20 protein-coding genes and 1 pseudogene are annotated in these 23541 nt (G+C 41.6%); 13 read left to right on the plus strand and 8 right to left on the minus strand.

Annotated elements, in window-relative coordinates; all coding sequences use genetic code 11:
- Positions 1-114: 114 nt before the first annotated feature.
- The 3 genes and pseudogenes from F0342_RS13625 to F0342_RS13635 all read left to right on the plus strand — a co-directional run bounded on the left by F0342_RS13625 (position 115) and on the right by F0342_RS13635 (position 4815).
- A pseudogene (locus F0342_RS13625) lies at positions 115-1331 on the plus strand (ISL3 family transposase).
- Positions 1332-1562: 231 nt separating this feature from the next.
- Entirely contained in the window at positions 1563-3566 is a 2004-nt protein-coding gene (locus tag F0342_RS13630; RefSeq protein ID WP_149156468.1) for a penicillin-binding transpeptidase domain-containing protein, read from the plus strand.
- Between the two features lie 169 nt (positions 3567-3735).
- Entirely contained in the window at positions 3736-4815 is a 1080-nt protein-coding gene (locus F0342_RS13635) for an SDR family oxidoreductase (RefSeq protein WP_395940688.1), read from the plus strand.
- A 49-nt stretch (positions 4816-4864) separates the two neighbouring features.
- Here F0342_RS13635 and F0342_RS13640 read toward each other — a convergent pair whose 3' ends face one another.
- From F0342_RS13640 to F0342_RS13665, 6 genes are all read right to left on the minus strand, one after another.
- On the minus strand, positions 4865-5656 hold the full coding sequence (locus F0342_RS13640) for an SDR family oxidoreductase (RefSeq protein ID WP_149156470.1): 792 nt from the start codon (positions 5654-5656) through the stop codon (positions 4865-4867).
- A 15-nt stretch (positions 5657-5671) separates the two neighbouring features.
- Positions 5672-7834, minus strand: coding sequence for a TRAP transporter permease (locus F0342_RS13645; protein ID WP_149156471.1), 2163 nt, complete (start codon positions 7832-7834; stop codon positions 5672-5674).
- A 15-nt stretch (positions 7835-7849) separates the two neighbouring features.
- On the minus strand, positions 7850-8323 hold the full coding sequence (locus F0342_RS13650) for a DUF1850 domain-containing protein (RefSeq protein WP_149156472.1): 474 nt from the start codon (positions 8321-8323) through the stop codon (positions 7850-7852).
- Between the two features lie 42 nt (positions 8324-8365).
- Positions 8366-9364 carry a TAXI family TRAP transporter solute-binding subunit gene (locus F0342_RS13655; RefSeq protein WP_149156473.1) on the minus strand — a complete coding sequence of 333 codons (999 nt, stop codon included), beginning with the start codon at positions 9362-9364 and terminating at the stop codon, positions 8366-8368.
- Positions 9365-9516: 152 nt separating this feature from the next.
- Positions 9517-10209 (minus strand): response regulator, encoded by a 693-nt coding sequence (locus F0342_RS13660; protein WP_149156692.1) that lies wholly within the window; start codon positions 10207-10209, stop codon positions 9517-9519.
- A complete protein-coding gene (locus F0342_RS13665) occupies positions 10190-11800 on the minus strand; it encodes an ATP-binding protein (protein WP_149156474.1) in 1611 nt (536 codons plus the stop codon). Before F0342_RS13665 ends, F0342_RS13660 begins: the two co-directional genes overlap by 20 nt.
- A 74-nt stretch (positions 11801-11874) precedes the next feature.
- Here F0342_RS13665 and F0342_RS13670 point away from each other — a divergent pair, with 74 nt between their 5' ends.
- On the plus strand, positions 11875-12909 hold the full coding sequence (locus tag F0342_RS13670; RefSeq protein ID WP_149156475.1) for a DctP family TRAP transporter solute-binding subunit: 1035 nt from the start codon (positions 11875-11877) through the stop codon (positions 12907-12909).
- Between the two features lie 107 nt (positions 12910-13016).
- On the opposite strand, the gene F0342_RS13675 is transcribed toward F0342_RS13670, so the two are convergent.
- On the minus strand, positions 13017-13340 hold the full coding sequence (locus F0342_RS13675) for a hypothetical protein (protein ID WP_149156476.1): 324 nt from the start codon (positions 13338-13340) through the stop codon (positions 13017-13019).
- A gap of 174 nt (positions 13341-13514) precedes the next feature.
- Between F0342_RS13675 and F0342_RS13680 the strand changes: the two genes are divergently transcribed.
- From F0342_RS13680 to F0342_RS13700, 5 genes are all read left to right on the plus strand, one after another.
- On the plus strand, positions 13515-14441 hold the full coding sequence (locus F0342_RS13680; RefSeq protein ID WP_149156477.1) for a manganese-dependent inorganic pyrophosphatase: 927 nt from the start codon (positions 13515-13517) through the stop codon (positions 14439-14441).
- Positions 14442-14517: 76 nt separating this feature from the next.
- A complete protein-coding gene (gloA2, locus tag F0342_RS13685; protein ID WP_149156478.1) occupies positions 14518-14904 on the plus strand; it encodes an SMU1112c/YaeR family gloxylase I-like metalloprotein in 387 nt (128 codons plus the stop codon).
- 393 nt (positions 14905-15297) lie between these two features.
- A complete protein-coding gene (locus tag F0342_RS13690) occupies positions 15298-16203 on the plus strand; it encodes a helix-turn-helix domain-containing protein (protein WP_149156479.1) in 906 nt (301 codons plus the stop codon).
- A 40-nt stretch (positions 16204-16243) separates the two neighbouring features.
- The gene (locus F0342_RS13695) at positions 16244-17131 is read left to right on the plus strand and encodes a helix-turn-helix domain-containing protein (RefSeq protein WP_149156480.1); all 888 of its coding nucleotides are present in this window, start codon (positions 16244-16246) and stop codon (positions 17129-17131) included.
- Between the two features lie 66 nt (positions 17132-17197).
- Positions 17198-17659: a hypothetical protein gene (locus F0342_RS13700; RefSeq protein ID WP_149156481.1), complete on the plus strand. Its 462-nt coding sequence runs from the start codon at positions 17198-17200 to the stop codon at positions 17657-17659.
- A 375-nt stretch (positions 17660-18034) separates the two neighbouring features.
- Here the strand turns inward: F0342_RS13700 and murB are convergent, their stop codons facing one another.
- Positions 18035-18955 carry a UDP-N-acetylmuramate dehydrogenase gene (gene murB, locus F0342_RS13705; protein WP_149156482.1) on the minus strand — a complete coding sequence of 307 codons (921 nt, stop codon included), beginning with the start codon at positions 18953-18955 and terminating at the stop codon, positions 18035-18037.
- Positions 18956-19236: 281 nt separating this feature from the next.
- Between murB and F0342_RS13710 the strand changes: the two genes are divergently transcribed.
- From F0342_RS13710 to F0342_RS13725, 4 genes are all read left to right on the plus strand, one after another.
- Positions 19237-20139, plus strand: coding sequence for a DMT family transporter (locus F0342_RS13710; protein ID WP_149156483.1), 903 nt, complete (start codon positions 19237-19239; stop codon positions 20137-20139).
- A gap of 212 nt (positions 20140-20351) precedes the next feature.
- Positions 20352-21203, plus strand: coding sequence for a DegV family protein (locus F0342_RS13715; RefSeq protein WP_149156484.1), 852 nt, complete (start codon positions 20352-20354; stop codon positions 21201-21203).
- Positions 21204-21333: 130 nt separating this feature from the next.
- A complete protein-coding gene (locus F0342_RS13720; RefSeq protein ID WP_149156485.1) occupies positions 21334-22827 on the plus strand; it encodes an ATP-dependent helicase ComFA in 1494 nt (497 codons plus the stop codon).
- Positions 22817-23518 carry a ComF family protein gene (locus F0342_RS13725; protein WP_149156486.1) on the plus strand — a complete coding sequence of 234 codons (702 nt, stop codon included), beginning with the start codon at positions 22817-22819 and terminating at the stop codon, positions 23516-23518. The genes F0342_RS13720 and F0342_RS13725 overlap by 11 nt, the downstream gene beginning before the upstream one ends.
- The last annotated feature ends 23 nt before the right edge of the window (positions 23519-23541 follow it).

Genomic DNA, 23541 nt, shown 5'->3' on the forward strand with positions numbered 1-23541 from the left:
CTATAATATTTGTTGGGGTTCTTACACAAATTGAACATAAAAAATGCACGTAATCATCCAGTCTTTTATACTTGAGTTGTCGAGAAACAAGTATAGATTGGAGATACGTGCATAATGAATTCTAACATAGTTTTACCGGGTTTTGAAGATGCATTGGTTACGAAAATGGAGGAAGTGGAAGCGAGACTTTGTATTTATGTAGAAATGCCAGTTACAGCTCACAAATGTCCGGTTTGTGCTACTTTCACTCATAAGATTCACGACTATCGTATACAAAAAATTAAGCATTTAAAGCTGTTTGAAAGACACACACTCATCTTTTACAAAAGAAGAAGATATGCTTGTCCTTGTGGAAAGAAGTTTGCGGAAAAGAACCCCTTTGTGAATCGATACCAACGGTTATCTCTCGAACTGAACCAAGCGGTTAAAATTCGTAGTATTAAAGGCAAAACCTTCAAGGAAACGGCAGAAGTCTATGGAACATCCTTTTCAACGGTCGTCAGGCGCTTTGATCAATTGGCAAAGGAGACAGTCAATGAGGAAGCGAAGGAATTGCCAAAGGTCATTGCCATTGATGAATACAAAGGCGACACCAAAGAAGGTAAGTACCAGCTCATCATCGCAATTGGAATCACCAAAGAACCCATCGATATCCTTCCAAATCGGTACAAAAATACGATTAAGCACTATCTGAGGAAGTATGGCGCTCATGTGGAAGTCGTCATCATGGATATGAGTCAATCTTTTAAAGCCGCTGTCACACAAGCACTTGGTAAGCCTATTATTGTGGCGGATAGGTTTCACTTTGTTCGGTATATTTATTGGGCTCTTGATAACGTGAGGAGAAGAGTTCAATCCAGTTGGCAGACTACGATCGGAAGAAATGCAAAAAAATGCGCCATGTATTCTATAAAAAGTCTTGTAAGTTAACAGAGGAAAATCGATGGTATCTTCAACGGTATCTGGATATGTCCCCTGAATTAAGGCAGGCTTATGAATTGAAAGAGTTATTCTGTCAATGGTTCGTCGAGGCCAAACAAAATGGAGAAGAGAACATCCACCAAACCAAACATGACTTATATTCCTTTTACAAAGCCATTGATGAAGCTGGTCTCCCAGAATTTCAAAAAGCAGCGCAAACCTTAAAGAATTGGCAGATTGAAATATTAAATAGCTTTATGTACAACTATTCCAATGGCTTCTTGGAGGGAATCAATAACTTAACGAAAGTAATGAAGCGAAACGCATTTGGGTTTCGAAGCTTTATGCGTTTTCGAGCTAAAATACTATTAACACATAAGTATAAAAGACTGGGTACACATATTGGTTAAGGGTGGAGCAAAATTCACTCCACCCCAACATTTGACGTTGAACCTTTTTTATTTGTCAAAAAGAATTTATATGTGTCGTTCTTCAAGATATGACAACTTTCGCCTCTCATTCAAGTCATAATCATACCTAAGAAATACAAGCATATAGATACATTAAATTTGAAAATATTTGTTTTTTTTGAAAGAATTAGAAGTGAGATGAAAAGTCTAATATAGGGGTTGTCAGTACATATGTATAGAAAAGTCATGCTGTTTTGTCTTTTTGTCACTTTCAGTCTGTTGGTCGCCGGATGTCAAGAGAAGCCAAAGCCTGATGATCGCTTGCAGGAATACGTCGATCTGTGGAATAAAGAAAAGTTTGAAAGCATGTTCAATGAGTATCTAAACTCTTCAACCAAAGAGTCGTTCAAGAAAGAAGATTTCGTCACGAGATACAAGGACATCTATGAAGATTTAGAAGTGAAGGATGTAAAGGTAACTTTTAAAAAGCCGGAAAAAGAAGTGGACTGGGACAAGGAAACAAAAGCGGGATATCCTTTAAAAATTACCTTCAACACTTTGGCTGGTAAGGTGTCCTATGATAAAGAAATCACTTTAACCAAAGAAAAACAAGGTGAAGATGAAAATTGGTTTGTAGAATGGGAGCCTTCTTTTATCCTGCCGGAAATGGAAAAGAGAGATAAAGTAGGTGTGGAGAGTGTACCTGCTAAGCGCGGGGATATACTTGACCGGAATCAACAGCCCCTTGCGATGAATGGAGAGGCATTTGAACTGGGGATCGTACCGAAAGAGTTCAACGAGAGTGACTTAAAGAAGCTTTCATCCCTGCTCGATATGTCAGCGGAATCGATTCAGGGCAAGCTCGATCAGAACTGGGTGAAACCGGAATTTTTTGTGCCGATTAAAAAGATTTCCCTAACCGAGCGACCTTTAGCTCTGGAAGTTATTGAATTAGGAGGTCTGTACTCTAAACGGGTGCCTGCAAGGGAATACCCATATGGGGAAGCGACCGCCCACCTGACCGGTTATATAGGAAAACTTACAGCAGAAAAGCTGGAGAAACTAAAAGGTGAAGGCTATACAGCTCAATCATTGATGGGGCTCAGTGGTGCTGAAGAAGTATATGAAGACCAATTAAGAGGAAAAGATGGTCAGCAGATTTATTTGAAGAAAGAAGAGTCTGAAGAAGTAGTGCCCGTTGCAGAACAACCGGTTGAAGATGGCAAAAACATCACCTTGACCATCGACGCCGAAATGCAAAGGAAGCTTTATGAACAGATGAAGAGTGAAGCAGGGACAGCGGCAGCCCTCAATCCTCAAACGGGTGAAGCATTGGCACTGGTCAGTACGCCAGCCTATGACCCGAATGATTTTGTATTGGGCATGTCCTCTGAAAAATACAAAAAGTTGGCTGACGATCCGAAAAAGCCTTTACAGAATCGTTTTCCAATTGCGTATTCACCTGGATCAACCATGAAGGGCATCACAGCTTCGGTCGGATTGAAATCCGGAAAGCTAGATCCAAATAAGATCTATGATATTACGGGGAAGAAGTGGCAGAAGAATGATTCCTGGGGGAATTACCGAGTCGTCCGTGTCTTTGATAATGAGAGTAAGGTGGACTTGGAAAGTGCGTTGAAATTCTCGGATAACATCTATTTTGCCCGAGTGGGATTAGAGATGGGGGCAGATACCTTTATCTCAGGATTAAAGGAATTTGGATTTGGAGAGGATATTCCAACTTCTTATCCAATTTATAAGTCACAAATCTCCAATGACGGAAACATCTCCAAAGAAGTCCAACTGGCTGATTCAGCCTTTGGTCAAGGGGAGGTTCTCATGAGCATTGTTCACCTGGCCAGCTCCTATGGCGGAATCATCAACGATGGAACCATGATGAAGCCAAGGGTCTTAATGGGCGAGGAACATGAAGTATGGAAAGAAAACTTACTGTCGAAAGAACAAGCTGACATGCTGAAAACAGATTTGCGAAAAGTTGTCACTGAAGGAATTGCCGGAAAAGCGAGTGTAAAAGGGAAAGCAATCGCAGGTAAAACCGGTACGGCAGAGATCAAGGCAGAACAAGGAACAACCGGGACTGAAAATGGATTATTTGTATCTTATGATCAGAATGACCCGACGATGGTGCTTGCCGTGCTTCTTGAAGACGTAGAAGAAGCGGGAGGCAGTACGCATACGGTAGAAGTGACGAAAAGATTTTATGATAGCTGGTAAAGTGAAGAGAATATGAGTTGAAAACGATGAGCAGAAATATGCTCATCGTTTTTTGCTATTAAACGTCCGTCTTTTGACATCATGTTCCAACTCTCTCTTTAACCACGATTCCGCTTTCAATATGTGCTATGATAGACAAAATAGCCCTAGAGGTTGAAATTCAACAGGAGTGATCAATTTGAATTTATTTTTAACAGGATCGACAGGTTTTCTTGGTGGGAGGCTCATCAAGAACCTTTTACAACATAAACGTAACGAAGTCTACATTTTAGTAAGAAATGTAGAGAAGGCTGAAAGATTAAGAGATTCCTTTCAAATGGATGAGCAAAAGAGAATTCATATTTTTCAAGGGGATATTACCATTCCCAATGCCGGCTTGAGCAGGGATGATCTTGAATGGTTAACAGGGAAGATTGATGAGGTTTATCACCTCGCTGCCCTGGTGAAATTTGATTTTGATTTGCGTGATGAACTATTTGCTGCTAATTACGATGGGACCAAGCATATCCTTGAATTGGCTACCATTCTGCAAGTGAAGAAGTTTTATTATGTGAGTACGGCTTACACAGTCGGAAAGCTGGCAGAAGGGGTGGAGGAACTTTATCCAGCAGACGGAGAGTTCCATAACCCATATGAGGAAAGCAAAGTGAAATCGGAGCATCTTGTTTTTTCTTATCGAGACAAAATGGATGTGTCCATTTTCCGTCCGGCTATTATTGTAGGAGATTCTAAAACGGGGGAAGCGGACTCTCAATTCACACTGTACGGATTCATGCGTGCTCTTGGTGTGTTCAAGCGTAAGACTGCAAGGCGCCGGGGAGAAGAGCGTACCTACAGACTGGTTGCAGCGAAAAACGGTACTTCCAATCTCGTTCCCGTTGATTATGTAGCGGACATTCTAAGTCTTGCTCCAGAAAAAGCCCAACCGAACAAAATCTATCATATTACGAATCCGAATCCTCCAGAGAACATCGAGCTTCTGAAGATGTTAAAAGAGGCACTTCAATTTGAAAACTTATCAGTCGTTGAAAACACGGGTGAGTATGAGTTAGATGAAGAGGAAGTAAAGCTTAATAGCCTGATTGATGTGTTCAAGGTGTATCTGGCAGGGGCGTTGACGTTTGATGATCGCAATACTCAAGACCTGATGGAAGGTACTGCCGTTTCTCATTTGGATATGTCGAATGAGACGGTTGAGATGATCATTCGGACGGGATGTGAGCCTAACGGAGGAAAACTCACAGTATAAATAGAATGAGCAAAGCCCCAATGGTACGTGCTATTGGGGCTTTGCTTTTTTATAGTGCGGTAACCAATCCGCCATCTACGACGAGGGATTGCCCCGTTAAATAGGTATTTGCATCTGAAACCAGAAAAGTAATCACTCGGGCAAACTCTTCTGGCTCCCCGTAACGCCCAATAGGTATCGCTTTTTCACTCATATTCTTTAGCTCTTCAACGGGGATATTTTGTTTTTCTGCATGTATTTGGTCTAACTGAGCCACTCGTTCTGTTGCAATTCTACCCGGACCTACCGTGTTGATGAGAATGTGATCCTGGGCCAGTTCCCTTGATAAGCTCTTCGATAAGCCGACAATTCCTGTTCTGAAGGTGTTGGATAGAATCAGACCATCAATTGCCTGCTTCGTGGAGGAAGAAGCGATATTGACGATTCGTCCGCCCTTATTCTTTTTCATATGGGGAATAACCTCCCTGATGGTACGGATATAGCTGAGCAGGTTAAGCTCAAAGGCATACTGCCAGTCTTCATCATCAAATTGCTGGAAGCCCCCTGCAGGTGGGCCGCCTGTGTTGTTGACGAGAATGTCAACACCTCCAAGTTTATTTACCGCTGTTTCCACGAGTGCTTGAATGTCTTCTGCTTTCGTCATGTCACATGTTGTAAAATAGACTTCGTGATTCCCGGCCAGTTCACTGATCTCTTTTGCGGTAGATCGAAGCTCTTCTTCATTTCGGCTGGAAATAAGCACGTGAGCCCCTTCTTTTGCAAGCTCGAGTGCCGTTGCTTTTCCTAATCCTTTACTGGAAGCAGTGACAATCACTGCTTTATTTTTCAAACCAAAATCCATTAAAATCCACCTCGTTTAATTAGGAATATTGATCTCTTTACTCATCGGTTTACCCTTTCCTTGATAGTTCGAAAACAAAACTAGTACGAAAACGATGAAGCCAATGATATCTGTCATCCAACCGGGGTAAATCAAGAGAAAAGCGGCTACAGCACTTATCAAGCGCATACTGACAGGGATTTTCTTTTTGAAATAACCCTCGATGGAAACGGATAACAGGAACACTCCGATAACAGATGTAACGGTCAGGACAAGAATACTCGTAACGGATGCATCCACCATCAGCATTTCATGGGAAAACACAAACATAAACGGTACGATAAACCCTGCAATGGCAAGTCTCATCGCCTGGAATCCGGTCTTAGTCGGATCACCGCCACTGATGCCTGCTCCGGCAAACGCTGCCAGTGCGACAGGCGGCGTGATATTTGCAAAGATTCCAAAGTAGAATACAAACATATGAGCAACAAAAACGGCCGTTTCCGTCGACCCAGCCAATTCACGGAACAATGGCAGCTGTAAAAGGATCGGTGCTGCCATGGTACTCGTAATGATATAGGTTGGGATACTTGGTAAGCCCATTCCCAGTACGATGGAAGTGACCATTGTCAGCAGTAAAGTAATAACGAGCTGAAGGAGGGGACTGTCGATCATTTCACCAATACCGACAATACTGTTAGCGAGCTCCAGTGCAACTCCGGTCAGGGAGGCAACTCCTACGACGATACCAACAGCACCGCAGGCGACTGCAACCGGAATCGTCGTTTTCGCTCCTTCTTCCAGTGCTTGTACACAATCCTTTAACCCTATTTCCTCGGCTTCCAGATTTTTCGTTTTTCTAATGAGATTGATGACTAATGGAATCACCACAATCAACAGGAGTTCCCACCATCCGTTTTTCAGGGGGGGGATGCCTTGTCCTGAAAGGAGGCCATTCACCTGTGGTTGGAAAATGAAAAATACTCCGAGCAGGGTTGATAACGTCAGAACCTGCTTCGAACCAGAAATGATAATCGTTGCCAAAATCGACCAGAACGCAGCGTAGAACGGTGTTTTTCCTGAGAATAATAAGTACAGGAGAATCACCATCGGAATGATTAAATGTCCCCTTTCGGCCAGCACTGCTTTCACCGACGGCAACTCTGATTTCGGTACTCCGTGCAATCCACGTTTGGATGCTCTAAAGTGTACCTGAAGCAGGATACCGATGTAGAATAGCAGCGCAGGAATGATACCTGCCATGATCACTTTGGTATAAGGAATATTTAGATTCTCTGCCATAATGAAGGCGGCTGCACCCATGATTGGAGGAAGGATCTGCCCACCGACACTTGCTGCTGATTCGACCGCACCTGCAAATTCTTTCTTATAGCCGATCTTTTTCATCAATGGAATGGTGAAAGCCCCGGTTGTCACGACATTGGCAACAGCCGAACCATTAATGGAACCGAGAAAGCCACTGGCAATCACCGCGACTTTAGCAGGACCGCCTTTTGTATGACCAGCGACTGCCAGTGCCAGGTCATTGAATAATTTCCCCATGCCGGAGCGGCTAAGGAATGCTCCAAACAAGATAAAGAGAATGATATAGCTTGCCGATACACCGATCGCTGTACCAAGGATCCCTTCCGTAATGTATACAAGCTGGGATATCATTTTCTTTGTCACAGTCAATGTGATTTGAGAATTTAATTCTGGATAGATAGCCAGCTTTACATAGAGACCATAGATTAAAAATCCAAGGGCAAGAAGCGTCAAGCCCCAGCCGGTCACACGCCTTGTCAGTTCGAGAAGAAGGACAATGACGAGTATACCTACGATGAAATCGGTATCGTTGATTTGTCCCCCCATTTTAATGATGCGCTCCGCACTGAATAACATATAAATGCCAACGAATAAGGACAAGCCGCTTAAGATATAGTCATAAAATGGAACAGGGAGGCCTTTCTTTTTACTGATAAAAGGGTACAGGATAAATCCAATGGACATTAAGCCATACAAGTGGATGCTTCGCTGCTTAACATCGACTAACGCGCCTGCATAAGACGTGTATAGATGGAAGAGTGCAATCCCGGCTGCCAATACTAAAATAAATAGACCAATTACTTTGGGAAACTGGCTTCTCGTATTTCCCTCCCGATCCAACTCTTCCACAGATGTGTTCTTTTGTTTTCTCATCATGAGTCACCTCGCTTAATCATTAACAATCATATAAATCAGTTCATACATAGGTACGGACCTCACCGATAATTGGTAGGACCGCTGAGAATCAAGTACTAGAGTTCGTTCATTTAATGAAATACAATGATTCGTATTCTTACCTGTCTGGAAGCGCAATGTGTCTCCAATCGGTTGATGGATATTCGTCATATATACCCAGCCATCTTTGATATATGTGTCCTCGCCTGCGTTATCCGGGACACCGGCACCAAACGTTTTGAAGCGGGTGGAGGTCAAGTTGATGGTATTATCTTTAATGTGAAAAAATTCTTCCCAATCTTCTTTTTCAACAGAATGTGTCCAGCGGATGGAAACTTCCTTTTGATTAAAAACAGGCTCCACGAATATGTTTTTATTTTGATAGGATAAGATGATCGTATTGAACGGAACAATGGCGAGAAGAATAAATAGGAGCAGGGCAGAGGCACCCAGAATTCTTTTTATCATAGATAGAATGAAAAGGGCACCTGGATTGATGCCCTTTCTCTATTATTCCAGTAATCCTTTTTCTTCATAAAACTTCTTCGCTCCCGGGTGCAGGGGAGCAATGAGGCCCTTCGCCATTTCATCCCGGTTGACTTCTTTTAGCGGTGCAACCGCAACTGCGTCTGTTCCTAAGTAGTCGTAATAACGTTTTGTTAAGTCGTACACTGTGTCTTCACTTACATCCTTCGATACAATCAGCATATTTTGAATCCCGACGGTTTCAACTTTCGAATCCAGGTTATATTTTGCCTCGTCTCCTGACTCAATCGTAAATGTTTTATAGAACGGATATTTCTCCATTAGCTTATCAGCAAGATCTCCTTTGATTTCAACAAACGATACATCATTTTGCTGCATAAGGTCTGTAATATTACTGTTCGGTACACCTGAAGTGAAGAATGCAGCATCAAGTGTGCCATTTTTCATTTCCTGAACAGAATCCGCGTACCCGGTGTGAGTGACTTTTTCAAGGTCATCATACGTTAGTCCGGCCGCTTCCAATACTTTCTTCGCGGATTGTTCCACGCCGGAACCTACCTGACCGACTCCCACTTTCTTACCCTTTAAATCTTCAATACTCTTAATTCCGCTATCAGACATAGCGACTACCTGCACAACGTTTTGGTACATGCCTGCAAGAGCCTGAACCTCTACTTTATTGCCTTCGAACTGTCCTTTTCCTTCTACGGCATCATAGGCAACATCGCTCATGACGATCGCCATTTGATTAAGACCATCTGTAATGTTCTGGATATTGGCAACAGAAGCTCCTGTCGATTCTACTGTTACATTCCCGATTGAATCACTTTCCTCGAAAATCGGTTTTAATGATCCGCCAATCGCATAATAAGCACCAGACGTTCCACCTGTACCAAATACGATTGATTGGCTGGAAGAATCATCGCCACTGCTTGAATCGCCGCCGCTTGCGCCATCACTGCCACATGCCGCCAATAGTAATGAAATGATGGCTACCATCGAGATCCATTTTAATTTTTTCATCGTTTCGTCCTCCTTTAACTTACCTATTAAATATGGTAACGCTTACAAATTAAAATTAGAATATTTAGAACTTAAAGGACGTTTTGGTCTTTTTGATCTGGGAGTGAGATAGAGGAGAACGAAAAAAGAATGAGGGGTGTCCTCATTCTTTCTTACTGCCATTGATATCGATTGATCGGGCGTCCAATACCGCCATACTCGATTATGATTTGAACCTGTCCTGATTTCTGTAAATAGTCTAAATATCTTCGGGCTGTTACACGGGCAATGCCGATTCCTTCAGCGGTTTCTTCTGCTGATAAGGGGCTTTTTTGGTCTTTTATAAATTGTATGATCTGCTGTAACGTTTGCTGGTTCAATCCCTTTGGTAATTCTTCCTTCACCGAGGGAGAATTAATGGGAGAGGGAACACCCTGAAGCTGATCTAATTCCTGTTGTCCCACCGATCCCTCTCCAGTCATTTGATGTTTAAACATTCGGTATTTCTCGAGAGCTTGTTTCAATCGTTCAAACTTAAAAGGCTTAATGATGTAATCGAATACTCCTAATCTCATCATCGTCTTTATGGTTTCTTTATCCTGTGCTGCAGATATGACAATCACATCCACGTCTGTCTCCTGATTTCGGAAGGCTTGTAAGGTTTCAAGACCATTTTGTTTTGGCATAAAGTTATCCAGCAGAACAAGGTCGGGCTGATAGGAAGAAACCTTTTCCGCACCTTCCTGTCCATTCCCAGCAATGGCACACACTGTAAAGCCGGGTACCCGTTCTATGAACATTCGATTGACTTCCTGAACCATTGGATCGTCTTCAATAAGTAATACCTTAATCGGTTCCTTCATGATTGTTCCCTCCATTCATTGGTAAAGTGAGTTGGAATAACGTCCCTTCACCCGGGGTTGACTCCACTTCTATATGACCGTCTGCTTTCTCTATAATGCTATGAATCAAGTAGAGCCCAATGCCTGACCCATCACTCTCTTTGGTGGTGTATCCTTTTTGAAATAAGTGGGGAAGCTGTTCTTTCGTCATTCCTGCTCCATTATCTCCTATTTCAATATGAAAAGTGTCCGGGTCTTCTTTTAAATAGACATGAATGACCTTGATATATTCTTCAGAATCTTTTAGGGCATAAAAGCTATTTTCAATCAGGTTACCTAAGATAATGACAAAATCATGTTCATCCAGAAGAGGGGGAAGGGATGATAGGTAGCTATCGGGATCGATCTTTACTTCTATCCCCATTTCGTTTCCTCTCCTGATCTTGCCCAATAGTAATCCTGTCAAACTATCAATTTTGATTTGCCGCGTCAGGGAGGCGGTGAGATGCTCCTCTTCTTGAGAGGATTGAAAGATATAATCGAGAGCCTTCTCTCCTTCTTCTAATTGAATCAGGCCGGCAACGGTATGTAATTTATTCTGATGTTCGTGGTTTTGGACCCTTAATGCCTCAACGAATTCTTTCACTCCAGTCAGCTCTTCTGCCAGTTGAGTCATCTCCGTTCGATCCTGAAACACGGCGACGGCCCCGACAATGTCCCCGTTTACCAAGATGGGGACCCTGGAACTTAATACAATTTTGTTCTCTAATCTCATTTCTTCATGATAAATCGGTTCCTTCTTGTGTAACACGTCCGGTAATTTTGAGGAAGGAAGTACCTCTTGAATGTATTTTCCGGTTGGATCTCCATCTAACACCAATATGTCTTTGGCCTTCTCATTAAAGACGGTGATCCTATTTTGATTATCAATGGCAATGATGCCTTCATTCATGGCTTGAAAAGTAGCTGTTCTTTCCACCAGGAGTTTTCCAATTTCATGAGGTTCCAGCTGAAAGGTATCTTTCTTTATTTGTCTTGCTAATAACCATGAACCCATGATTCCGAACAGGAGAGTGATAGCACCAATAATGACAAGTTCATTTTGAAGATTCCTCATTATATCGAGTGTAGAGGGGAGCAGGATACCTACAATGACCACACCGATTTGTTGGTGCTGATCGTTCATGATCGGAACAAATCCCCTGACAGCCGTACCAATTTCCCCCTTTGCTGTCGTCACATAACTATGCTCAGCAAAAGCAGTACCTTCATCCTTTCCGGCAGAGATGGTCCCAAGCTGCTCATCGGACGGGTGTGAGTAACGGATCCGGTTCATATTAAGGACGACGATGTAGTCAGATCCATTTACAGTCCTGATATTTTCTACAATGGGCTGGATTTCTTTCCACCCTCGGAGCACTTCTAAATGGCTTTGTACAGTTGGAAGATTCGCTACTGTTCTAGCTGTAATAAGTGCCTGGTTTCCTAACTCTTCTTTCTTCATTTCAATCGCTTTTCCTACAAATATAATAAATCCAATGATGAGCGCAAACAGGACTACACCAAAGGATAATATCGTTATTTTCCAACGAATGGGCATTTGTTTTCGATTCATTCTGAATATTCCTTCCTCTTCATTCAAAGTTATTGTACCATTTTTAGTAGAACGGAGAGAGGGGAGGTCCAATTATGAGAACTTTTTTCTTTATAGGGTTGTTCATTTTAACAGGGATTGCTTCAGCCTATTTTGTTGGATTTCATTCTCAGACCGGCTTTACCTCGGAATATGATGACGATCAAGAGAAGCTGAAAGATGGCATTGTCATTAAAGTCAGTCATGTTGTTTCTGAAAATACACCGAAAGGAAAAGCAATCAGGCGTTTTAAAGCACTCGTCGAAAAGAATACCAAGGGAAAAGTGAAGGTTGAAATTTATCCTAACGGCTCGCTCTATTCGGATATCAGTGAATGGAATGCCCTAAAAAATAATAATGTTCAAATGATTATCCCCGCCACGTCTAAAGTCTCTACCTATGTTCCAGAGTATAGTGTGTTCGACTTACCCTTTGCGTTTAATAGTTATGACGATGTTCAACGGGCATTTGAGGGGAATATAGGAGATATATTACTTGAAAAGGTAGAAAAACAAGAAAACGTGAAAGGGATTACCTTTTGGTATAACGGATTTAAACAAATCACCAATAGTCAGCGACCCTTGATTAGGCCGGGTGATTTCAATCGGCTCCACTTCCGTACAATGCCGGGTGAAGTGATAAAAGATCAATATCAAAGGATGGGGGCTGCCGTAAGTCACCTGCCTTTTAATAAAACCTACGAGAACTTAGAAGTAGGATTTATAGATGGACAGGAAAATACCATTTCGAATATTTACTCAAAAAAGCTTTATGACTATCAATCCTATCTTACTGTCAGCAACCATACTTATTTAGGCTATGTTGTATTAATGAACGAAGAATTTTGGGATGAGTTACCTAAAGAGTACCGTGTAGAAATTGAAGAAGCGATGAAGCAAACGACTGAGTGGATCCGTCGGCATTCTATTGAAATCAACGATGACCATATGCGCGAATTAAAGAGAAATACTGATTTGGATATCCACATTCTATTGAATTCGGAAAAAGAAGAATGGATGAAGAAGCTTGATCCTTTGTATGAGGAATATGAAGATGAAATTGGGAAGGAATTAATGAGGGAGATTGAATGAAAAGTGGTCAGGCAGTATGTGGAGACCTCCGTTATTTATTTTTCATGGTCGGTGGTTAATGATGAAGTTTATCTAAGAGGAAAGAGTGGGAGTGAAAGTATCTGAGATTATTGCTCCATCCCCACTCGTCGTTTTACTTTATGGAGATCTTTTTTATGATCCCAATTTTCTTTTACCAGAATCGTGATGTTATCCTGGGTGTCTTGTTGATTTTCTTCGAGGACGGTCATTCTGGATTCGAGCTTGTCCATGCGGTTTTCGAGCTTGTCCATGCGTGTTTCCAGCCCATCCATACGGGTTTCAATTCTACCCATACGCGTTTCCAGCCCATCCATTCGCGTTTCCAGTCTCTCAAAACGGGTATTTACATTTGATTCAAAACGAGTCATTTGCTCCTGCAACTCTCTAATGGCTTGTAAAATCTGATCCATGTTTTTGTCACCTCCTTGTCCCCATAGTATAACACAGAATCTGGGAATATTGCCTTCATAATCACTGGAAAAAATCTTCACGAACAGATACGGTTTTGCTTTTAAATATGGTAATATAAGAAAATGTAAAGAGAGAAATCACGAACCACATTACATAGAGTTAGGAGAATGAATATGAGTAAAACACTTATTTTCGGACACAAAAATCCAGATACAGATACGATTACGTCTGCCCTTGTATATGCTGATTTGAAGACAAAGATTGGGATGGACGTCGAACCTGTGCGTTTAGGTGACGTTAACGGTGAAACACAATATGCCCTTGATTACTTTAACGTTGAAGCACCTCGTTTGGTTGAGAAGGTTGCCGGTGAAACCGATGCAGTTATCCTTGTTGACCATAACGAGCGTCAGCAAAGCGCTGTAGACATCGAGGATGTACGCGTTATTGAAGTCATTGACCACCACCGCATCGCAAACTTTGAAACGGCGGATCCTTTATACTACCGTGCAGAGCCTGTTGGATGTACAGCAACGATCTTAAACAAGATCTATAAGGAAAAAGGAGTAGAGGTAACCAAGGAAATGGCTGGATTAATGCTTTCAGCAATCATTTCGGACTCCCTTTTATTCAAATCGCCAACTTGCACGGACGAAGACGTAGCTGCAGCGAATGAATTGGCTGAAATCGCTGGTGTTGAAGCTCAAGTATACGGTCTGGAAATGCTTAAAGCTGGTGCGAACATGAGCACGAAATCAGTGGCTGAGCTTGTAACCCTTGATGCGAAGGAATTCTCTATGGGTAACGCGAAAGTTGAAGTAGCTCAAATCAACGTCGTCGATGTGAATGACGTATTCGGACGTCAGGCAGAAGTGGAAGCTGCGATGGAAACAATGATCAAAGAAAAAGGATTGGATCTTTTCTTACTTGTTGTGACTGACATTCTGGAAAACGACTCAACGGCATTGGCTCTTGGAAGTAAAGCTGCAGAAGTGGAAAAAGCATTTAATGTAACCCTTCAAAATAACACGGCGCTATTAAAAGGCGTTGTATCACGTAAAAAGCAAATCGTACCTGTGTTGACGGATGCGATGAAATAATAGGTAGTCGGAAAGAAGCAGTTTATGTGATTGCTTCTTTTTTTTTTAATAAAATACAGGAGGTGCCTGTCACCATATGAACTTTAGAAAAATACATCACATTGCTATCATCTGCTCTGATTATAATAGATCAAAAAACTTCTATGTCAACAAACTGGGCTTTGAGGTCATACAAGAGGTTTACAGAGAAGAGAGGAATTCTTACAAGCTGGACCTCGCGTTAAATGAGGAATATGTTATCGAGCTATTCTCCTTTCCCGCTGCTCCAGCACGTCCAAGTTATCCGGAAGCACGAGGGTTACGTCATTTAGCATTGGAAGTAGAGGATATTGAAGAGACTGTAAGACTTCTTAAAGAAGAAGGTATTGAATCGGAGGAAATAAGAATAGACCCTTATACTCACAAACGATTCACTTTTTTCGAGGATCCGGATGGTCTGCCATTGGAGATATATGAGGATTAATTGGGCCCATCCCTAAAAAAAGAGCACTTCCCATAAAGAGAAGTGCTGTCCAAAGGTATTGTAATTTATCGTTAAGTTTATTAAAACATAGATAGAAATATCGATGGATTATGGATGTAGAACGATTCTCCTTGAAAAATGAAGGAGTTCCTTAAGAATATCTTCTTTTTCTATATTTTTGCTTGTCGCTAAGTCAAAAAAAGAGCACTTCCCACAAGGAGAAGTGCTATCAAAAGGTATTGTAATTTGTCGTTAGATATATTAAAACATAGATTTTAAATGTATGTATTGGCGGTTTATCACCTTAAGAGAGAATATATGGGGATTTCACTGAAAAATTTGCATGTTTCCTGTTAAAATATAAAAATATTAATATTTACGGGAGGTGGGGTTATGGACAATTCTGTCATTGGTAAAAAGATCAAAGAGTTGAGAAAAGTCGTGGGTTTGACTCAGGGTGAACTGGCAGACGGAATTTGTACTCAAGCCCTGATCAGTCGAATAGAAAAAGGGGATATCTATCCGAGTGCTACTTCTCTTTATCAAATTTCCAAGAAGCTTGGGGTTGATGTGAACTACTTTTTCGAGATTGGTACGACTCCCCGCCTGGATTATGTAAAAGAAGTTGAACGTCGACTAAAGAAGTTAAGAGTGAAATTGAAATATGATGAAATCATCGAGATCGTTCGAACAGAAGAGAAGAATCCATTATTTTTAAAAGATGAAACAAATCTTCAGCTTCTCTACTGGCATAGGGGAATATATGTGAATGAGGTCGAGCAAAACAAAGAGGAAGCATTGATTATTTTAGAAAAGGCACTCTCCCTGACATATAATAAGAAAAAGGCCATGTCTGAGCGTGAAATGAATATTTTTATCAGTAAGGGGATACTGGAATTCAGTCGTCATAATTATGATCGGGCAATAGAAATTTATCAAGGTGTAAATGATGCTTTAACATATAACGACCAACTTCACGACAAGTCCATTAAAACGAGGCTCTTATATAATATCGCCAGGGTATTGACGAGGCTCGGAAACTATCATGAGTCTATCCAGTATTGTGAAGATGGTATTCGTTGGATTATTCAAGAAGAAACTTTATATGGATTCGCGCAATTAAATTATCATATTGGGTATAACCTGGAGTTGCAAGAGAGATATCAGGAAACTCTGCCTTATCTGGAGAAAGCTGCTATGCTTTTTGATATCCAATACAACCCTAAATTATCCAATTTTATTAAAGGGAACATAGAAAAACTCAAAAAAATTATAGATGAAAATGCATTTTTAACTTAGTAATTTTCTTACTAAATATAACCTCTAGGGAGGCAGGCTCGTGGATTACTCTATCATTGGTAAAAAGATAAAGGAGCTACGTCAGGTTGTGGGGATAACTCAAGGAGAATTAGGAGAAGGGATATGCACACAGGCACTTATCAGTCGAATAGAAAAGGGAGACATCTATCCCAATGCCACTTCACTTTATCAAATTTCCAAAAAGCTTGGAGTGGATGTGAATTATTTCTTTGAGATAGGAACAACCCCCCGTCTGGACTACATAAAGGAAGTCGAGCGCCAATTGCGTCACTTAAGAAAAAAACACAGATATAAAGAAATGATCGAAATGGTGAGAGCAGAAGAAAACAATCCACTTTTTAAGGAAAGGGAAAACCTTCAACTCCTTTATTGGCACAAAGGAATCTATATATTTGAGATTGAAAATAATCGTGATGAAGCCTTTCGACTGTTAAATGAAGCCTTTTCACTTACAGCAGACAGTAAAAAAGCGCTTTCGGAAAGGGAAATGGAGATTCTATTAACCATTGGGGGTTTTTACGTAGGCACAGAAGACTATGCCGCAGCTCTCAAATATTATGATCAAGTTAGAGAGGCAATCCATACTACTGGACAACTAAGCGATAAATCAATTAAAACCCGATTGCTTTATAATAAAGCAAGGGCGTTAACCAGAGTAGGAAAATACAGTGAATCGATTGATCACTGCACGGAAGCAATAAAGTGGTGCATTGAAGAGGAGCACTTATATGGTTTAGCACAATTACATTATCACATAGGCTATAATTGCGAGCTGAAAGAGAACTACGAACAAGCCTTCTCTTATATAGAAAAATCTATAATGATGTTTGAGATGCTTGGGAATGATGAACATAAGACCTTTCTAACTGATAAGAAAGAGCAATTATACCTCAAGATTCTGTCATAATATTTCTGTTTCATACATTCAACATGTCCTTCATAAGCATGATTATAGATGAGGAGTGTTGGATGAATGAGAAGGAAAAGCCCGATTCCTCTTTTTATCGGAGCGATTGTTGCTATTTTGCTTGCTGTGGCTCTGTTTATGTTCATTGGAAAAAACCAGGAACCTGATACACCTGAAGAAGTGATCGAGGAATTTTACAATTTTGAAAAAGACGGCGATTTCGGTAACGCATGGGAGTTGTTCCATTCGGAAATGCAAAAGAAGTTCCCCAAATCCTCATACATCCAAACGAAAAACCATGTATTCATGGGGCATATGGGGGTCGATGAGTTTGAGGTGGAGGTCGGCAATATTGAAAAGGAGAAGGAGTTCACGTTTAACGAAGAAGGGCTTAAATTTAAAAATGTTCGAAAAGCGGAAGTGTACTTGTATTTTGATAGTCAGTTTGGTGAATTAATGATCACACAAACCTGTTATGTAGCCATAGAAGAAGGAGAATGGAGGGTACTATGGAACTATAATTTCTAAGGTGATGATAATAATGAAATTTTTTCACTGAAATTGGTTTTATCTTGAATTTTTCGGGTAAAAAGAAACTAATATTTTCACAAAGGAGGGCATTAGCTGTGTCGCTACTCTATTTTAAGGCTCGTGAAGCCTATGCAAAAGATGCGAAGTTATCTCAATTCCAAGTGACAAGATTGAGAGAATTTCGCAGAAAAAAGCCAGCTCCTGTTGTCAAAAAGAGATAGCTAATGTTCCTTAAGAATGAAATTTATTGTGAAAGAGCCACTGCCCAGTCTAAAATCATTTAGACTGTTTTTTTTGTTTAAAGTTGGTTACAGTTATTTTTGACGGTGAATGAAATAAAAAAGGTCAGGAATCCAATGATTCCTGACCTTTTTATTCCAGATCTTCTCCAATAATACGTACTTCCCGTTCAAGCTCCACATCAAATTTTTCTTTCACTGTTTTTTGAACGTGTTCAATGAGTGAAATATAATCCGAGGCTGTCGCATTGTCTTTATTCACGATGAAACCAGCGTGCTTCATGGAGACTTCAGCGCCACCAAAGTTCGTTCCTTGAAGCTCACTGTCCTGAATAAGCTTACCTGCGAAATATCCAGGTGGTCGTTTAAAAACACTTCCGCAAGATGGGTATTCTAGTGGCTGCTTGGATTCCCGTTTATCTGTCAGATCATCCATAACGGCCTTGATTTCTTCGTAGTCGCCAGGCTTTAAACTGAAGGTTGCTTCGAGTACAATATCGCCTTTTTCAGAAATATTGCTGTGACGGTAATCAAGTTCTAATTCTGCGGCTGTACGCTTAACCAGGTTCCCTTCACAGTCGACGACATGGCAATAATCCAGAACATCTTTAACTTCTCCGCCATAAGCCCCGGCGTTCATGAATAGAGCGCCACCAACGGTACCTGGAATCCCACAGGCGAATTCGAGCCCTGATAACTTTTCAGCTAACGCGCGTCTCGACACATCGATGATCGCTGCACCACTATGAGCGACAATCAGTTGATCGGTCGTTTTGATGTCTTTAAAGTTTTTCAGATGAAGAACGATGCCACGAATTCCACCATCTTTCACAATCAAATTCGATCCGTTACCTAACAATGTAAATGGGACATCCACTTCATTTGACAGCTTCACGATGTTTTGAACTTCTTCATAAGTAGTTGGCGTTAAGAAGAAATCTGCTTTTCCGCCTAACTTCGTATACAAATGCTCTCTTAACAATTCGTCACGTTTAATATTGTCAGAATGCATCACCTTTGATAATTCTTCAAATACTTTTTCCTTATTGTACATTCTATATCAGTCCTATAAAGTAATTTTCGTCATTTCATTAATAAATCCTACCCCACCATTATATGACGAAAACCCATGAAAGTTAAATGGTTTCAGTTGGCAGGTGTGAATCCCCTTCAAATGAACCTCATTAATTGGAAAAGAATGCTTTATTATAGGTCAAAAATATGAAAAAAAGAATGTTCCCATCTTAAGCAAAGTGAGTTAGGATAGAACTAACAAAATATGTTATAACGTCTATTTAACTATTAAATTATACAATCTAGGGAGGAGGAAGCAAATTGGCCAAATTATATGTAGCCTTAATCGGTTTAAGTCTGATTTGGGGGATGTCGTTCGTTTTTATTAAGTGGTTGGTGGATCCAGTTGGTGTGTGGGGGACGGTATTCTTACGATGTTTAGCTGGGGCACTTGTGCTTCTTCCAATCTTTTTCGTACAGAGGAAAAAAGGGGAGAGGAAATCGCTCCCTATGTGGAAGCTGATCGTCGTTGGGATTGGTAATGCGGCGTTACCTTGGACCCTGATCGCGTTAAGTGAAACACAGATTAATAGTAATACGGCATCCATCTTAAACGCAACCACACCAATTTGGACGGGGCTGGCAGGGTTTTTATTTTTCTCAGTCATACTGACCAGGTTTCAATGGATTGGAATTGTCGTTGGGTTTATGGGGATTCTTGTCCTGATGAATTTCGAGGTGAGTGGGATCTTCACTTCGGATTTTGTAGGGGTGGGGACGATGGTGCTTGCCACCATGAGTTACGCGTTTGCTTCTCAGTACGCAAAAAAATATCTAGCTGGAACGAGTGTGGTTGTCATTTCTACATTCCAGCTGTTGATTGGGGCAGCTGTAGGTTTTGTAGGAATGATATTGACCAATCCGATCTCTATTGGAGACTTGTTAACAGGAGAGGTCATCCTGGGTATCTTAGGGTTAGGCTGTTTAGGATCAGGTGTAGCAACGCTTCTTTATTTCTATATCATGACGAATGGAAGTCCGGAATTTGCTTCGACAGTGACATACTTGATTCCGGGTACTGCGATGATTTGGGGATTCGTTCTTTTGGGGGAGCCTGTCACGCATAACCTGATATTAGGATTACTCATCATTTTTGCAGGAGTATTCCTCTCATCTAGAAAATCAAAAAAAATCGTCTCCTCTTTGCCTGTAGGTATGAGGTAAGACCTTTAAACAAACGTTTGATTAGGACATCGAATCTCTTGTACTGTAAGGCTCAGAGTCTTAAACAAACGTTTGTTTCGTTTTGTGGAGCCGAAAGTCCCGAGAAACTAATGCAAACCAACTTGTTTTCATATAAAATGAAAAGGATACATAAGGTAGACTAGATAAGCTCGCAGCAGGGCTATAAAAATAAACAATAAGGATGGTATTCTATGAAAACGGCAATTGTAACGGATAGTACCGCCTACATCCCGAAAGAATTGCGTGATCAACTGAACATACATATGATTCCTCTCAGCGTCATTTTCGGAGGAGAAACCTATCAAGAAGAAGTTGATATTACGGCAAGTGAATTTTATGAAGAGGTCAGCAACCAGGAAAAGCTTCCAACGACTTCACAGCCTCCAGTCGGAAAGTTCGTCGAGCTATTCGAGAAACTTTCAAAGGATTACGACGCCGTCATTTCCATTCACTTATCAAGTGGAATCAGCGGAACGTACCAAGGCGCAGTTCAAGCTGGGGAAATGGTCGAGGGCATTAAAGTGTATCCCTATGACTCAGAAATCAGCTGCATGATCCAGGGCTTCTATGCCATCGAAGGGGCCAAGCTTGGCCGTGAAGGGAAAAGTGCTGAAGAAATCGTTGCGTTATTGGATGAAATGAAGCATTCGGTACAGGCATACTTCATGGTTGATGACCTGGCTCACCTGCAGCGCGGAGGCAGGCTATCGCAAGCTCAGGCGATCATCGGAAGCCTTTTACAGGTGAAGCCTTTGCTTCATTTTGTTGATAAGGTGATTGTTCCGTTTGAAAAAATTCGTACGAAGAAGAAAGCGTTGAAGCGAGTGGAGTCTTTGCTTGAAGAAGCAGTGGCTTCCGGAGAAGAGTTTCAGGCATCAATTATTCATGCAAATCGCGAAGAAGACGCAATTGAGTGGAAGAATGAGCTTCAAGAGAAGTATCCGAATGTGGAGTTCAATGTAAGTATTTTTGGCCCTGTTATCGGTACCCATTTAGGTGAGGGTTCGATGGGGATGGGTTGGGCTCGGAAGATGAGTCGATAGTTTTGATTGTACCAGGTACACTTTCCATCCCGGTGCCAGGCACAAAACATCGTTTTTGTGCCTGGCACCTTTTTTAGGCAGGATTTACACCCCTTTATGTAGAATACATCACTATCCCAAATAAGGAGTGATGTTTTTGCGCTTTGCTTTTGCAGATAATGGTTTAATACCAGAACCTCTTACAGAACAAGACCCCCCCGTTCTACAAAAGATCTCAGAGTTCCCTTTCCTTCCTGCTCAACCTCTCAACCCGTCATTTCGTTTTTCTCCAGAGCTTCAATCCTTTCTTAGTGGACGTTCATTGCTACAGGACGAGCTCCCATTTTCACTCGAAACCCTTCAAGAACACTATTTAAATGGCTATGTTTCATATGAAAAAGGTGTGGAAAAATGCAATTGCCCCCGTTGTGGAAATACCAGCCCCCATTTATTCGCTTCATTTTCCTGCTCCAGATGCCACACCCAGTGCAGCTACTGCCGTAACTGTATCATGATGGGAAGGGTATCGGAGTGCACACCACTTATAATTTGGAAAGGACCTGCGCCAGCGTCAGAAGCGACTCCCACTTTCAAATGGTCCGGCACTCTATCAGAAGCGCAAAAGACAGCTTCTGAAAAAATGGTTTTGGCCGTTAAAGAGGAGAAGGACTTGCTGGTTTGGGCGGTGTGCGGAGCTGGAAAGACGGAGGTTCTCTTTGAAGGAATCCATGAAGCCCTTAAGGAGAATAAACGTGTATGCATTGCCGCACCTCGAACGGATGTAATCCTTGAATTATCTCCACGTATTAAAAAGGTATTCCTTAACACATCGGTGACCACCCTTTATGGAGGCTCGGAAGAACGGAACACCTATGGCCAGCTTGTTCTATCCACCACCCACCAACTGAATCGATTTCAGGACGCTTTTGATGTCATGATCATTGATGAAGTCGACGCCTTTCCATACTCCTACGATTCTTCCCTGCAATGGGCAGTGGAAAAAGCACGAAAACCCCAGTCCTCGATGATCTACCTTACAGCTACCCCGGATAAAAAAACACAGAAGCAGTGTGCCAAGGGGAATAGAAGCTATATCCAAATCCCGGCCCGCTTCCACCGACACCCCATTCCTCTGCCGAAGTTTGTGTGGTGTGGTCTTTGGAAAAAGTCCTTGAAGAAAAATCGAATCCCTCATCCTTTGAAAAAATGGACATTATCAAGACTCCAGCAATCCAAACAAGCCCTCATTTTTTTCCCAACAGTCGAACTTATGGAAAAAGCCCTGCCATTATTTCAGGAAATGAATCCTCTTATCGAATCCGTCCATGCCGAAGATCCAGATCGAAAAGAGAAGGTAATGAAAATGAGAAACAAAGAGATTCCGATTCTATTAACCACCACCATTTTAGAGCGGGGTGTGACGATCCCGAACATCGATGTCGCGGTCCTTGGGGCAGAAGAAAAGATTTTTACAGAAAGTGCCCTCGTGCAAATCGCAGGAAGAGTAGGGCGTAGTGCAGACCATCCAAAAGGAGACATTATCTATTTTCATTACGGCCGAACGGGTGAGATGATCAAAGCCATTCTTCATATTGATCAGATGAATAAAGAAGCCGGGAAAAGAGGATTGCTTCATGATCAATAACTGTTTGAACTGTGATGATGAACTGGTTGAGATGATGACCTGGAGAGGGTTGTTTTACAGGGAACCTCAATTTCTGTGTTATGCGTGTGATAAACAGCTGGTGAAAATAGATGGGAAGCGTTGTTTGGGGTGCTCCCGATCCTTGGATGATCTGGCTCCACAATTGATTAAGGGTGATGGGTGCCTGGATTGTCATCGATGGGAAGTGGATCCTAGGTGGAAAGGGATTCTACATCAGAATTTTTCAATGTATTTTTATAATGATTTTCTTAAAGAGTATCTGGCAAAGTATAAGTACCGCGGGGACTACGTGTTGGCAAAAGCCTTCTCACATACTATTAAATCCTATCTCGCTAAAGTGGATTACGACTTCATCATTCCCATCCCGCTAAGTGAGGAACGCCTCTATGAGAGAGGGTTCAACCAATCTACAGCTCTACTGGAGGAAGCAGAGGTCCGTCCCTCCAATATACTTGCCCGTTCGCATTCTGAAAAACAGTCTAAGAAGACACGTAAGGAGCGGCTGAGTCAGGAACAGGTTTTTCAGTTGGTTGAATCCGATCTGAACGGTAAATCGGTTTTGCTGTTTGACGATATTTACACGACGGGAACGACCTTGAGGCAGGCGGCAAGGCTCTTGAAGGAAGCGGGGGCTGAAGAGGTATCTTCCTTAACTCTTGCCAGGGGTTAAAGCAAACTCCATTTCTGCCGATA

The organism is Bacillus sp. CH30_1T (assembly GCF_008364765.1).
Taxonomy (GTDB): domain Bacteria; phylum Bacillota; class Bacilli; order Bacillales; family Bacillaceae_B; genus Rossellomorea.

Excerpts from the sequence above, each read along its gene's own strand:
- F0342_RS13640 (WP_149156470.1), bottom strand. The coding sequence starts at position 5,656 with ATGGATTTTGGTTTGAAAAATAAAGCAGTGATTGTCACTGCTTCCAGT.
- F0342_RS13725 (WP_149156486.1), top strand. The coding sequence starts at position 22,817 with ATGATCAATAACTGTTTGAACTGTGATGATGAACTGGTTGAGATGATG.
- F0342_RS13700 (WP_149156481.1), top strand. The coding sequence starts at position 17,198 with ATGAGAAGGAAAAGCCCGATTCCTCTTTTTATCGGAGCGATTGTTGCT.
- gloA2 (WP_149156478.1), top strand. The coding sequence starts at position 14,518 with ATGAACTTTAGAAAAATACATCACATTGCTATCATCTGCTCTGATTAT.
- F0342_RS13650 (WP_149156472.1), bottom strand. The coding sequence starts at position 8,323 with ATGATAAAAAGAATTCTGGGTGCCTCTGCCCTGCTCCTATTTATTCTT.
- F0342_RS13680 (WP_149156477.1), top strand. The coding sequence starts at position 13,515 with ATGAGTAAAACACTTATTTTCGGACACAAAAATCCAGATACAGATACG.
- F0342_RS13690 (WP_149156479.1), top strand. The coding sequence starts at position 15,298 with ATGGACAATTCTGTCATTGGTAAAAAGATCAAAGAGTTGAGAAAAGTC.
- murB (WP_149156482.1), bottom strand. The coding sequence starts at position 18,955 with ATGTACAATAAGGAAAAAGTATTTGAAGAATTATCAAAGGTGATGCAT.
- F0342_RS13715 (WP_149156484.1), top strand. The coding sequence starts at position 20,352 with ATGAAAACGGCAATTGTAACGGATAGTACCGCCTACATCCCGAAAGAA.
- F0342_RS13630 (WP_149156468.1), top strand. The coding sequence starts at position 1,563 with ATGTATAGAAAAGTCATGCTGTTTTGTCTTTTTGTCACTTTCAGTCTG.
- F0342_RS13665 (WP_149156474.1), bottom strand. The coding sequence starts at position 11,800 with ATGAATCGAAAACAAATGCCCATTCGTTGGAAAATAACGATATTATCC.
- F0342_RS13655 (WP_149156473.1), bottom strand. The coding sequence starts at position 9,364 with ATGAAAAAATTAAAATGGATCTCGATGGTAGCCATCATTTCATTACTA.
- F0342_RS13670 (WP_149156475.1), top strand. The coding sequence starts at position 11,875 with ATGAGAACTTTTTTCTTTATAGGGTTGTTCATTTTAACAGGGATTGCT.
- F0342_RS13675 (WP_149156476.1), bottom strand. The coding sequence starts at position 13,340 with ATGGATCAGATTTTACAAGCCATTAGAGAGTTGCAGGAGCAAATGACT.
- F0342_RS13720 (WP_149156485.1), top strand. The coding sequence starts at position 21,334 with ATGTTTTTGCGCTTTGCTTTTGCAGATAATGGTTTAATACCAGAACCT.
- F0342_RS13645 (WP_149156471.1), bottom strand. The coding sequence starts at position 7,834 with ATGAGAAAACAAAAGAACACATCTGTGGAAGAGTTGGATCGGGAGGGA.